This window comes from Pinibacter aurantiacus, assembly GCF_019130065.1.
GTDB lineage: Bacteria > Bacteroidota > Bacteroidia > Chitinophagales > Chitinophagaceae > Pinibacter > Pinibacter aurantiacus.
This window is the reverse complement of sequence record NZ_JAHSPG010000012.1, coordinates 116669-130413: the sequence shown is the minus strand read 5'-3', so window position 1 is coordinate 130413 and position 13745 is coordinate 116669. Positions and strand designations below refer to the sequence as shown.

The window sequence follows — 13745 nt, the reverse complement described above, 5'->3', positions numbered from 1 at the left end:
TAACTATCAAGTAGTTGAGCAAACGTAAAATGAAACGGAACAGGATGATTGGATTGAAGAAGAGGATTATCGTTTTACCGGAAGGATATTGGAGGCAACCAAAGGAAAGCTGAACTTATAAAGTGGTCGGATGTTTTTTCAAACTTTTGAGTAAGATAAACGAGGACCAGGCGAGAGAAGTTGAAATAAGAAACATGGCTAAGAGCAGGGCGAGATCGGAATAAGGGTTGTGAAATAGCCGTAAAAAGACGCCGGCAATAAAGGCGACAATGCTAAAGGTCACAATGATCAGTGGCCATTTATATCGTGAAACGTTCTTCATCCGCAATGAGTTTTTAAGGTGAACCGGATGTATTTTTTCTAAAATACCTTTCAATATACGATAATATATAAAAAAAGGAAATGTCTGATATTAATTCTTGAGCTTGAAATTGAAAATGATGGTGCCGATCTGTTCGTCATCACCGGAGCTCAATTTCATTTGCAAAGCTTTCCTTATGGCGATGGCCTTCAAAGTTGCATTGGCGGTCGTTGACCCTTTGGGTTCATAAACTGCAGAGGTAATAGCCCCGCTGGCATCAACACGAATGTTAACAGCAACTTTCGCATTTTCGTTAAAGTCATCTTCAAAAGACGGCCATTTGGTAATGCGTCTGCCTTCAAGGCCTTTCGTGATGCTAACTCCTGACGTGCCGTGACCACCATTGCCGGTATAGCTGTCGGAATTTGGGTTTCCGCCGGGCTTGCCCTGGTCGCCGGTTCCACCTGCAATACCTTGATTTCCGCCTTTTTTATAGTCGTCCGCCTCATTCCCACCTTTGCCGGTACCGGTTGCGCCATGCATCACTGCTTTTGGTTTTGGAGGTGCAGGAGTGGGATTTGGAACAGGAGTGGTCGGTTTAGCTATTGCTTTAGGAGCAGCTTCTTTTTCGGGGATTTTTTTAGCTTCCGGTTTTGCAACAACCGGTTTTTTTATAACCGGTGCGTCCTCGTCCGCCTTGTCATCTGTTTCCACCTCTTTCACGGCCTCTTCAGCTACGCTTGCCTTCGGTGGTGTATAACTGGTTTTTTCAGCAGGTGCGGGAGATTCCGGTGACATCGGCTGATCGTCTCCGAAACCGGTATCGCTATTACCGAGGTTCACCTCGATACCGTCCTCGCTAACAGGCGGGGCCGTTACAGGCAATGTCCATTTTATCGTAATAAATGCGATTAATAGTAATGCTATCACCAGCGCGGTATAGCTTCCGGCTTTAATATTCTTCTGCTGTTCAAAATTTTCAGTCATCATAGTAAGCAAATGCTTTCGTAAATGTACGATTGTTGTAGAAAACGATGCAAGTATCTTGCTAATTGCATAAATTCCAAAAAATAATCATGTTAAAATTTAGTTTACCCCAAAAAATAGGGCAAGCCGTTCTGAAATGAACGGCTTGGGGGAATCGCATTTAACTGTTTATTTTTTTCGATCTTTTAAAAGGATTGAATTTTCCGCCAGTACCTTGGGGGCTTCTTTTGCGCTATCAGGGATGGAGGAGGTAAGGGTTTTTAAAAATGCCTCCACATTCTTAATATCGTCATCGGTAAGAGAAGTGTTTGTTTGCAGAGTAGCCATAATTTTGATGGCGTCTTTTAAATCACTAACACTTCCATCGTGAAAGTAAGGGGCTGTCTTCTCAATGTTTCTTAAGGAAGGGACCTTAAATATAAATTTATCTGACTCTTTCTTAGTAATGCTATAAAGGCCACTATCAACTTTTTTGCTTTTGGTTTGGGTCCAATAATCTGCGTTTAAACCAAATTTTTGCAACATTTCTCCACCAAGATTTTGGCCAGAGTGACAAGCTGTGCAACCTGCCTTTATAAAAACGCCAAGCCCTTTCTTTTCATTTTCATCCAGCGCTTTTGAATCTCCAACAAGGTATGCATCAAATTTTGAAGGTGTAATAAGCGTGCGCTCAAAACTTCCTATTGCGTTTTGGATGTTGTCGTATGTCAACGGAGATTTGTCGTTTGGAAACGCTTTGGCGAATTCCTTTTGGTAATACTCAATTTTATTGAGACGGTCGATGAGGAACTTTTGGTTAGGAATGTTCATTTCAGCCGGGTTTAAAATAGGCATGCCAGCCTGTTGTTCGATGGTTTTTGCACGGCCATCCCAAAACTGCATAGCATGCAGGGCGGCATTAAATACGGTAGGAGAGTTCCGTACCCCATTTTCTCCTTTATCTCCCGGTGAAACGGGTAAATTGTCTACACCATAGGTTGAAATGTTGTGGCAGGAGTTGCAGCTATTGTTTCCCGTAAATGAAAGGCGCGTGTCATAGTACAGGGTTTTTCCCAATTCTATTTTCTCTGGCGAGAGAGCCGCAGAATCTACATTAGGTAATAGCTTGAAAAGCCCCTGTGCTTTTGACTGAAGGCTGTCTGTAACTTGAGCACTGGCACTTTGCGGGCTTTGTGGAGAATTGTTGTTGCATCCCACAATCAATAAAGGTAGCGGGAGAAGCAAGGTTAATAAACTTTTCATAGATAAAATTTAGGGTGCAATGGTAAGGCCGGTAAAAAATAAGGATCTTGATTTGGCTCAAGTGTGTCAATGACAATTTTCAGTTCGCATAACTGTTTCCGTGATATTTCTCAGATTTTCTTTTTCTAAATCTCAAACAATTCGTTATATTGTTATGCTTAAAATTTATGAGCCACGCGGTGCCTCAAATATTTGCACTCGGCGACAATGCGATTGTAATAGAATTGTCGAACACCATTGAAATAGCAATAAGCGAAAAACTTATTGCCATGCATAAATGGTTTTTGCAAAAACAATTTGCATTTGTAAAGGATGTAGTGATTGGTTACAACAGCCTGGTGGTGTACTTTAATATTTCGAAGCTAAGGGAAGAAGAAGAAAATGAAGTGGCCTTTAAAAAAATGGAACTCTTGCTGCTGGATGCTTTCAGGGAATCTGTAGCCGGCAATGGCGTTGAGCAAAAAGTAATTATTATTCCTGTTTGCTACGCAAAACAATATGCTTACGACATCGAAGAGTTAGCTTCCGCAAAAGGAATTTCAGAAGAAAAAATTATAGCACTGCATACATCGCAGATATATCGTGTGTACATGATCGGGTTCATGGCGGGCTTTCCGTATATGGCACATATTGATGAGAAGCTTGTGTATCCACGGAAGCAAAGACCGAGACAGTTTGTGAGTGCAGGAAGTGTAGGTATTGCAGGGGCGCAAACGGGCATCTATCCTTTTGCGTCACCCGCAGGCTGGAACATTATCGGACGTACTCCGTTGAAAATATTTGATCGGACCAAACAGAATCCTTCCTTGCTGAAACCGGGCGACTATGTGCAGTTCATTTCAATTAAAGAGGAAGAATTCGAGAAACTTACCCATTGAACTTTTAACATTTTCGTTAAAGATTTTTTAATCCCATCCCTTCCGAACGGATTCATCCGGACGGCCTTTGAAATACACGACTGGTGTAGAAAATTTTACCTTATCCATGGCATAGGAATTTTATTTTTTTAAACAATCAATAGTTGATCTTATTCAATTAAGGTAAAAAACAATTAATGTCAATCAACATTATTAAAGCCGGTATTCTCGATACGATTCAGGACATGGGAAGGATTGGATATGGAAGTATAGGAATCAGCACCGGCGGCGCAATGGACACTTACGCAGCCCGGCTTGCAAATTATCTTACAGGCAATAACGGATGCGAACCCTTACTGGAAATGCATTTTCCCGGCCCCCAGTTACTGTTTGAGGAAAACGCTTTGATCGCATTGGCAGGCGGTGATTTTTCGGCCACCGTAGACAATGAAAATATTCCCGCATGGCAACCCCTCATTGTTAGAAAAAATACCTTAATGCAATTCCCTCACTGGCAAAAAGGCGCAAGAGTTTATCTCGCAGTGAAAGGTGGTTTTCAATCGGAAAAATGGCTGGGAAGCAACAGCACGCATCTTAAAGTAGGTGCCGGTGGATTTGGCGGCAGGAAGCTGCAAAAAGGTGATATCGTGCCTTTCAAAGCAAGTGAATGTAATGCGAAATCTTTTTTAAACGAGAAAGATAACCTGCACGTATTTCCATGGAGAGCCAATATTACCAACACTTACAGGAATCCCGATGTGATCTTTGTGGTGAAGGGAAGAGAGTGGAATTGGCTTCCGGAAGAAGCAAGGACGAAATTTCTGAATACTGAATTTCATATAAGGCAATCATCGGACAGAATGGGCTATCAGTTGGATGGAGAGAGTTTATTCATTCCCAACAACACGGAACTTATTTCTTCTCCCGTTAACTTCGGTACGATCCAACTACTACCCGAAGGACAAATGATCATCTTAATGGCCGATCATCAAACTACCGGTGGTTATCCGCGCATTGCCAATGTAATAAGTGCGCATCTTCCAAAACTAGCGCAGAGAAGGGAAGGCGAAAGGATCGTTTTCCGTTTGGTTGATAATGACATCGCGGAGAAACTATTCATAGCACAGGAAAAAGAATTGCAAATACAAAAGCAATCCAGCCTTGATCATATAAACGAATATGTGAAATGCACAGTGTAGATATCAATTGTGACATGGGAGAAGGGTTTGAAAATGATGAAGCGTTGATGCCCTACATAACTTCTGCAAATATTGCCTGCGGCTTTCATGCGGGCGATACGGATACAATGAAAAGCACCATTGCACTTGCGTTGAAACACGAGGTTGCTATTGGCGCCCATCCCGGCTTTCCTGATCGTGAAAATTTTGGCAGAAAGAACATGGATATGACACCTGATGAAGTGTATGATATGGTTTTATACCAGGTGCGCTTGCTTTCAAAGATCGCGCTGGAAGAAGGGGCAAAAGTTACCCATGTAAAACCCCATGGTGCTTTGTACAACATGGCAGCGGAAGACGCCTTGCTTGCGAAAGCCATTGCCAGAGCGGTTAGAGCGGTTGATAATAAACTGGCACTCTTTGGGTTAAGCGGCAGTTATCTTATTCAGGAAGGGATAAATGTGAGCTTGCAAACGGTAAACGAAGCGTTTGCTGACAGAACTTATCTTGCTGACGGCACATTAACGCCACGCCGCGAAAAAAATGCTTTGATAGAGGATAAAGATGCTTCGTTACAGCAGGCGCTCCAGCTGGTGATGAAGCAAACTGTCAGATCAATATCTGGAGAAACAATTTCACTTATCGCTGATACTATTTGTATACACGGCGACGGAGAAAATGCGCTGGTGTTCGCGAAAAATATTTACAAAGGTTTAAAGGTGCACAAGATCGTTCTGAAAAATACAATTCGTTAAAAAATCCTTAGAAAACCCATAAATCGCTGCAAGTTTATACTATTCGTAAGGGTTTCCACGTTACTTTTACGGCTCCAACTTCAACTTTATTTCAACCTGTCTCATTTATTAAAAGACAAGCATGTCTACGACACAAAACGGTCATCAATCTGTTTACGGTTACGATGATTTTCAAAAGAAAACAGACAAACCGGAAAGCAATTTTTTGTGGTGGTGCTCGGGCGCATACACCGATCTTCTTAGAAAATATCCAAGTGAACACACGAAGTATGCCGGCATTGGAGGTGTGATCCTCGCAACATTTGTACTGGCCGCCATTTCATCTGGTTATGCTGTATACAGTGTTTTCGGCAACTGGTACTGGACCGTTGCATTTGCCATCATTTGGGGGTTGATCATTTTTAATTTCGACAGGTTTCTTGTGTCTACCATGCGTAAGTATGGCGTGTCGGCACGTAAGCAATTGTTGCTGGCAGTGCCTCGATTTGCTTTGGCGCTCCTTATTGGTATTACCATTGCACGCCCCCTGGAACTTAAAATTTTTGAAAAAGAAATTGATGTAAAAGTTGCGCAAAACAGACACGACAAAATTTTACTGAACGATAGCCTTTTACAAAAAGAATTGCAAACTGCACAAACAGAGGCGCAGCAGGAGCGTAGCCGCCTGATGGCACGCAAAGGCATGCTGGAAGATACGTTGCACACGCTTCAGCAGGCATACATACAAGAGGCTGACGGAACAGGTGGATCTGGCAAACGTGGGATTGATAAGCTCACGAAATTAAAGATGGAAGCATATAACAACGCTTCAAAACAATTTGCTCCCGAACTAAAACAGCTTGATAGCAGCATTCATTACCAGGATAGCATTATCAATTCACAGCTGGCAGGTTTGGATGTGAAGAAGAAAAACTACGAAGCAGAGCTGCAAACTAAAGTCGGCTTCCTCGAACGTAACAAAGCGCTGGCCGATCTTTCACGGGAAGAAAGCAGTGTGTGGTGGTCAAGTTTGTGCATTTCCTTGTTGATCATTTTGATTGAAATAGGTCCGATACTTTCAAAGCTTATTATGAATGTTGGTCCGTATGATATTGCGCTGTCACAAATGGAACTTATTCAAATGGCACGCTCTGAAAATGAAATGCGTCGCGACAAAGAATTGCTGCACGAAAAAATGCAATTGATCTTTCGTCATAAAAAAGACATCACAGAAGATACTTTAAACAAGGCAAAAGCACTGCAGCAAAAGTACATCCAGAGCGATCTTGACAAATGGGAAAAAGGTGATTCCCCTAATAAACATGCACCTTTGAATAATGCGATGAAGGATATTAAGAGCAAGTATGATTTTGAAGAAGAAAGCGTTATTTAGGAATTAAGAATTGTTTTGGCGCGAGACTCGAGTTCACCACTAAGACACTAAGGGCACTAAGGTTCACTAAGGCTTCCGTTCTAAAAGCAAACAGAGGAAAGGAGGAATACTTAAAATCCTCCTTTCCTCTGTGAAAAAACTCTTTAACTCTGTGGTTAAAAAAGCGTTACGGAAATCTTAGTGAACCTTAGTGCACTTAGTGTCTTAGTGGCAAATTAAAAATCTTCTTCTGGTTCGTTCTTCGCAGTAGACTTAAGTGTTTCTGCCTTCTTCACCAGCTCAAGAAATTCTTTTTTATACATATCGCTGTTGTTATCGATGCTGCCTTGTGCGAGTGATTTTACAAGTTTGTAATTACTCGTTCCTTTGAACTCAGAGTTTCGCAGTATCATTCCAAACGCAGCAACAGCAGAAGCAAAACGTATGTTGCTACTCGCAAGCTGAGAGTTAGCATTCACAGGTACTTCAAACAACTTGCTATTGTCCTCATCAGGTTTTTTGTAGCGAAGTTTTACAAACATCAATTCATTTGAAAAAGATGTGGAAGTTTTTTTCGCTTTTTGTTTTTGGTAACGCAAAGGATCAACTGTTCCAAGTTCATCATCATCCTCTGTACCAAAAGGTATGATTTCGTACAAAGCAGTAACAGTGTGATTGCTGCCCATATCACCCGCATCTTTTTTGTCATTGTTAAAATCCTCCTTGGCCAGTATCCTGTTTTCGTAGCCTATGAGTCTGTAGCCTTTTACCTTTTCCGGATTGAATTCCACTTGTAGTTTCACATCTTTTGCAATGGTGAAAAGTGTTCCGCCAAATTCACTGATCAATACTTTCTTCGCTTCGCTGATGTTATCGATGTAGGCATGATTACCATTGCCTTTGTCGGCCAACTTTTGCATTTTACCATCCTGGTAGTTACCGGTTCCAAATCCAAGCACAGTAAGGTATACACCGGTTGCGCGTTTTTGCTCGATCAAATTTTCCAATGCATCATCACTGCTGGCACCTACATTGAAATCGCCGTCGGTGCAAAGTATTACGCGGTTGTTGCCTTCCTTCATGAAATTTTGTTGCGCTGTTTTGTAGGCAAGTTCAATACCCGCGCCACCTGCAGTAGATCCTCCTGCTTCGAGCGCATTGATAGCTTCTTTGATTTTTTGTTTATCATTTGTAGATGGCAAAACAAGGCCCGCATTGCCCGCATACACTACAATGGCAATTTTATCTTGCGGACGTAATTGCTCTGATAACAATTGCAATGAAGATTTTACAAGCGGTAATTTATCTGGACTTTCCATACTTCCGCTAACATCAATCAGGAAAACGAGATTGGATGGAGGTAGTTTATCATAATCAATTTTCTTTCCCTGCAAGCCGATCATTACCAACTGATGCTCGTTGTTCCAAGGACATTTTGTTGACTCAGTCGTTACGCTGAAAGGCTTGTCATCCTTAGGTTGTGGGTAGTTGTAAGAAAAGTAATTGATCATTTCTTCAACACGCACTGCACCGGGAGTCGGTAGTGTACCATCATTGATCAGCCTGCGAACATTGCTGTAAGAAGCGGCATCAACATCAATTGAGAAAGTTGAAAGCGGGTGATCCGTTACTTTTTGAAAAATGTTTTCCTGGATGTTGTCATAACCTTCTCTGTTGTACTCTTCATCTTTTGACTTAATTGAACTATTGCCTCTGACTTTCACTGATTTTGATCCGCTATAACCCTGTACTACCACACCTGCAACACGACCGCTGAGAGCTGTGGATACCTGTGCGGAGCTTGTCATGTCCATTTTGCGTTGGGCCCCATATCCAACCACCACGACCTCGTTCAGCGCTTGGGTGACCGGCTGCATTTTTACATCGATCACCGTTTTGCCTTTAACTTTAATGTACTGGGACTGATAGCCCACATAAGAGAAAGAGAGTGTTGCGTTTTCGTCCGCTACCTTGATTGAATAGGAGCCGGTCGCATCGCTGGAAACACTGGTCTTTGTGCTTTTAACTATTACACTGACACCTTGTAGCGGATTACCTTTCTCATCGGTAATTTTTCCCGTAATAGTGATTGATTGTGCAGTAAACAAGAATGTGCCTGCATACACTAACAGAACTGATAGTAAGGTTTTCATATGCTGTTTTAGTGTCAGATGCAGGGAAGTGGATGATTACATAAATGGTTTTAAAATTAAATTAAGAATTAGGAATTAAGAATTAAGAATGCTTTGTGGGCTGCTGATCTTATTCTCTTTGCACAGGGTTCATGCTCAAGATTAATAAGATATAACTGCTGATCAAGAATTCTTAATTCTTAATTCCTAATTCTTAATTGATAGCTTGTCTCGCAAACCGCCCCATCAATTATTAATTGCCTCACTCCGCATTTGCTTCGCCGTTTTCGTACTTCCATCATGGCTCCAACCGGGCGGTTGGATAAAGTAGTTGATCGCATTTTTGAATGAGCCTGCATGTGCGGCTTTTGTAAACAGGCTTCCCCATGTTTTAAGGGCAACAACAAGGGGATTAAAGGATTTAATATTGTTCGTTAGTCCGTAAGTAGGACGTTCTTCTTCGGCTTTAAAAGTGCCAAACATGCGATCCCAAATGATGAGGATGCCAGCATGATTTCTATCCAGGTATTTTACATCGCTGCCATGATGAACGCGATGATGTGAAGGTGTATTGAAAATGAACTCAAACCATTTTGGCATTTTGTGGATCGTTTCGGTATGTATCCAAAACTGGTAGATCAGGCTGATTTGTTGCATGAACAACACATATAGCGGATCGAAACCAACCAATGGCATCCAGGCCCAAAACAAAAAACTTCCTGTGAGATTACCTGTCCATGTTTGTCTTAAAGCCGCAGCCAGGTTATACTTTTCCGAAGAATGATGAACCACATGTGAGGCCCAAAGCCAGCCCATAGCGTGGCTGCAACGATGGAACCAGTAGTAAGAAAAATCGTCTGCAAAAAACAACAGCACCCAGAACCACCATGTATCTGCGGGCAATGTAAAAAAGCGGTATTGATAAATGAAAGAAAATACGAACCAGATCATTGCTTTGGTAACAAAGCCCATGAGCACATTGCCAATGCCTAAAGCCAGGCTTGTGAACGTGTCTTTTGTTTCATAGAAATGCTTGTTTTCCCTGTACGATAACCATGCTTCAATGGACAAGAGAAGTACAAAAAAAGGAATGGCATAGTATAATATTGCAGGAGGCATGGCAGGTGATTTGGTCTAATTTACAAGCAATGTTCTAATATGTTTCGGGAGGTAGAAAATATTGATTTGGATTAACTTTTGGGTACTATCCAGGTCACAACATTGTTTTTATCAGTGATTTCAAAATTGTGCTTTATTTGAACATTTGAAAATATGGGAATTTGAAAATTCTTTCTGTGCGACTTTTTATTTTTCAAATTAACGCTCCAAATATCCGGGAGCAATTGATAATTCACGAGGATGCACCATCAGCATTTTCAAATTTTCAAATCCTCAAATTTTCAAATTGGCTCCCATTTGCAAAGTTATTTGATTAAGTTTATGTAGCCATCAATCCAAATACGATCCCAAAATCTCCTCATTGCTTGTTATAAATTCAAAAAAATTAAACCCACCTTATTATGAAAGTTAAAGACAAATTGCTTGAGTATTTAGATGAATGCAGAGTGAAACCGGGGAAAGAAGTAAATCTGAAAAAATACAAAACGGATTTTGAGCACGAAGATCTTTCAAAAGAAGAAGGAGCTGAACTGCTTCAGTTTGGTATACAAAAACTGGCGGAGATGCAGGATAAATTGTATGCCCATAACAAATATAGTGTGCTGATTATTTTCCAGGCAATGGATGCCGCGGGAAAGGATGGCGCTATTAAACATGTGATGAGTGGCCTTAATCCTCAGGGCGTTCGGGTGACAAGCTTTAAAGCGCCAACCAGTCATGAGCTTGAACATGATTATTTATGGCGCCATTATATTGCATTGCCGGCGAGAGGGGAGATTGGTATTTTCAATCGTTCACATTATGAGAATGTGCTGGTTACAAGAGTGCATCCGGAATATATCCTGGGAGAAAATTTGCCCGATATCAATAGCGTAAAGGATATTGATCAATCATTTTGGGACAAACGTTTTGAACAGATCAATTGTTTTGAAAAAACGCTCGCTGATAATGGTACGGTGATTCTAAAATTCTTTTTACATCTATCCAAAAAAGAACAAAAGAAACGTTTCCTTGAACGCATCGACAATCCTTCCAAAAACTGGAAATTTTCCAGTGCAGATTTGAAGGAACGCGGATTCTGGAAAGATTATCGCAAGGCATATGAGGATGCGATTGCCAATACATCAAAAGATCATGCTCCATGGTTTGTTGTTCCTGCAGATGACAAATGGTTTGCCCGCTTAGTAATTGCCGCGGCAATTTATTATGAATTCCAAAAACTGGACATTGAGTATCCGACGGTAAGCGAAACACAAAAAGCGGATTTGATGAAGGCGAAAGATATGTTGATGAAGGAAGGAGAGGAGAATGGAGATGGGAGCAATTAATAATTAATAATGCTTTGTGTGTGGCATCGGACCTTATTCCAAACAGCGTTATGTTTAGGATTTAGAAGTATAACTGCCGTGAAGGCATTATTAATTGTTAATTATTAATTATTAATTCGACAAAAAAAAACTCCGCTATATCAGCGGAGTTTTTCTTTTTATCGAGAAATATCTTTCTACTACCAGAAAATAGTGTACAATGCAGCAAGGATACCGCAAATGATCAAAGAACCAATTGCAAAACCCGGAGTTGTTTTGAACATAGACTTGTCTACTTCCAAACCGTGAGGTTTAGCGCCTTTACGACTTTCAATCATGCTTATAACATACATTACCACTATACAGATTACGAATACAAGACCCATTCTGTCAAGGAAAGGTATTTCGTAAACGCCCTTGTCGTTTGCTTTTGCAAAACCAATAGGAGCAAGGAATGAAAGATCCATAATGCCTGGAAGGAATTTGAAGATCAATGACATTACGAAACCACCAACCGTTGCGAACAACGCAGCGTTAGAAGTAGTTTTCTTCCAGAAGAAACCAAGGATGAACATGGCAAAGATACCCGGAGATACGAAGCCTGTATATTCCTGGATGTATTGGAAACCGCCTTTTTTATCGATGCCCATCATTGGCGCAATGATCAACGCAAGGATCATCGCAACAACAACCGTGATTCTACCAACAACAACCATTTTCTTTTCGTCTGCTTCAGGGGCGATTTTCTTTTTATAGATATCCAAGGTAAAAATGGTAGCGATACTGTTTGCTTTACCTGCAAGAGAAGCTACAACCGCAGCAGCAAGCGCCGCGAATGCCAAACCTTTCAAACCAGCAGGCAATAGATCCAGCAATACCGGATATGCTCTGTCCGGATTCAATTCGCCGTTTTGCAACATTTCTGTTTGGAAGTTACCTTCTCTGTGCAAGATGAAAGCCGCGATACCTGGCAATACAACGATGATAGGCATCAACAGTTTCAGGAACGCTGCGAACAAGATACCACCACGTGCAGTTTTCAGATCAGCTCCCAAAGCACGTTGAGTGATGTACTGGTTACAACCCCAGTAGTTCAGGTTAACGATCCACATACCACCCAACAATACAGTTAAACCAGGAAGATCCATATAGTTAGGATCGTCACGTTTAACGATCATGTGGAAGTGCTCGTCTGCTTTTTGTGTTAATATTTTAAAACCATTTATAACACCGCTTGAACCAAAGTGCTCAGCAACAAGACCCAATGCCAGATAAGTTGTTACTAAACCACCAAGGATCAGGAAGAATACCTGTATAACGTCTGTATAACCGATTACTTTCATACCGCCAAGTGTAATGAACACTGAGAATACCGCCAGCACAAGCATACAAACTGTAAGGTTGATACCAGAGATACTGTTGAGCGCCAAGGCACCAAGGAAAAGGATAGAAGTAAGGTTTACAAGCACGTACAGCAATAACCAGAACACGGCCATGATCATACTTACGGTGCTGTTATACCGCTCGTTCAGGAACTGCGGCATTGTAAAAATTTTGTTCTTCAAATACACCGGAATAAAAAACACCGCTACGATTACAAGTGTAAGTGCAGCCATCCATTCGTACGTAGAGATCGCAAGCCCTATTTTAAAGCCCGATCCACTCATACCAATAAATTGTTCAGCAGAGATATTTGAAGCGATCAAAGAAGCGCCAATTGCCCACCAGGTCAAAGAACCTTCTGCAAGGAAGAAGTCCTTTGTGTTCATGGTTGCTTTTTTCTTTCTGCGGTAGATCCAGTATCCATAGGAGGCTACTATTACAAAGTAGATTGCGAATACTGCATAATCAATTAGGTGGAGATTGTTCTTCATGAGCGAGTAAACGTTAGTTGTATTAGTTAAAGTAAATGTTTATAGGATTTAAAAAAATTTAGTGAAAGTAAAGTATTTATCGATTGCATTGAGTGCGATCAATGCATTTTTTTGACAATATTGAACTTTCCCTCTATTCTGTTGTTTGTCGTGCAAATATTCAAAAAAAAGCATTCAGTTGAGCAAACGTTTACGCAATTTTACTATTATACCGGATTTTTGTGGAAAATGCCAAGCGGAGCAAGTGTTTCAAGCGTTTTTTCATGACTGCAATTCTTTTAAGAGTTGTGCAACAAGATGCAACATTGTGCAACAAAAAAAAGCTATTTTGTTTGATCACCATATCTCAAAACAAAATAGCTGCATCTATATGGCACATCGCGACACTAAAATAAGGAATTAGTGTTAATATGACATTTATTTTTTAAAAATATGCTAATTTGAAAATTTGAGAATTTGAAAATGCATTGTGTGTTACTTACGAAGTTGTTAATATACTCCCGATATTCGGAGAATAACCATTTCAAAATGAAAATGGCGCACACGTCATTGCGAGGTCAGCAGAGAGTAAATGACGGCGTTACAAAAGCAACTTCAAAAAGCGGAGACGGCCGAAGCAATCTCGATCTTGGTGCTTGAGAT

At 41.0% G+C, this 13745-nt stretch carries 10 protein-coding genes; 5 read left to right on the top strand and 5 right to left on the bottom strand.

Annotation, left to right across the window (positions count from 1 at the left end):
• Nucleotides 1-412: 412 nt before the first annotated feature.
• Both KTO63_RS14985 and KTO63_RS14980 read right to left on the bottom strand, forming a co-directional pair.
• The gene (locus tag KTO63_RS14985) at nt 413-1291 is read right to left on the bottom strand and encodes a hypothetical protein (protein WP_217792157.1); all 879 of its coding nucleotides are present in this window, start codon (nt 1289-1291) and stop codon (nt 413-415) included.
• Between the two features lie 165 nt (nt 1292-1456).
• Nucleotides 1457-2530, bottom strand: a complete 1074-nt coding sequence (locus KTO63_RS14980; RefSeq protein WP_217792156.1) for a cytochrome-c peroxidase — start codon at nt 2528-2530, stop codon at nt 1457-1459.
• 167 nt (nt 2531-2697) lie between these two features.
• Here KTO63_RS14980 and pxpB point away from each other — a divergent pair, with 167 nt between their 5' ends.
• The 4 genes from pxpB (at nt 2698) to KTO63_RS14960 (ending at nt 6692) form a co-directional block, all read left to right on the top strand.
• Nucleotides 2698-3408 carry a 5-oxoprolinase subunit PxpB gene (gene pxpB, locus KTO63_RS14975; protein WP_217792154.1) on the top strand — a complete coding sequence of 237 codons (711 nt, stop codon included), beginning with the start codon at nt 2698-2700 and terminating at the stop codon, nt 3406-3408.
• A 176-nt stretch (nt 3409-3584) separates the two neighbouring features.
• The gene (locus KTO63_RS14970; RefSeq protein WP_217792149.1) at nt 3585-4586 is read left to right on the top strand and encodes a 5-oxoprolinase subunit C family protein; all 1002 of its coding nucleotides are present in this window, start codon (nt 3585-3587) and stop codon (nt 4584-4586) included.
• Nucleotides 4574-5320 carry a 5-oxoprolinase subunit PxpA gene (locus KTO63_RS14965; protein ID WP_217792147.1) on the top strand — a complete coding sequence of 249 codons (747 nt, stop codon included), beginning with the start codon at nt 4574-4576 and terminating at the stop codon, nt 5318-5320. The genes KTO63_RS14970 and KTO63_RS14965 overlap by 13 nt, the downstream gene beginning before the upstream one ends.
• Nucleotides 5321-5441: 121 nt before the next feature.
• Entirely contained in the window at nt 5442-6692 is a 1251-nt protein-coding gene (locus KTO63_RS14960) for a DUF4407 domain-containing protein (protein ID WP_217792145.1), read from the top strand.
• Between the two features lie 215 nt (nt 6693-6907).
• Here KTO63_RS14960 and KTO63_RS14955 read toward each other — a convergent pair whose 3' ends face one another.
• Nucleotides 6908-8824 (bottom strand): vWA domain-containing protein, encoded by a 1917-nt coding sequence (locus tag KTO63_RS14955; RefSeq protein ID WP_217792143.1) that lies wholly within the window; start codon nt 8822-8824, stop codon nt 6908-6910.
• Between the two features lie 225 nt (nt 8825-9049).
• On the bottom strand, nt 9050-9922 hold the full coding sequence (locus KTO63_RS14950; RefSeq protein ID WP_217792141.1) for a sterol desaturase family protein: 873 nt from the start codon (nt 9920-9922) through the stop codon (nt 9050-9052).
• 401 nt (nt 9923-10323) lie between these two features.
• Between KTO63_RS14950 and KTO63_RS14945 the strand changes: the two genes are divergently transcribed.
• Entirely contained in the window at nt 10324-11250 is a 927-nt protein-coding gene (locus KTO63_RS14945) for a polyphosphate kinase 2 family protein (RefSeq protein ID WP_217792140.1), read from the top strand.
• Nucleotides 11251-11429: 179 nt separating this feature from the next.
• Here the strand turns inward: KTO63_RS14945 and KTO63_RS14940 are convergent, their stop codons facing one another.
• The gene (locus KTO63_RS14940; protein ID WP_217792139.1) at nt 11430-13103 is read right to left on the bottom strand and encodes a sodium:solute symporter family transporter; all 1674 of its coding nucleotides are present in this window, start codon (nt 13101-13103) and stop codon (nt 11430-11432) included.
• Nucleotides 13104-13745 lie beyond the last annotated feature (642 nt).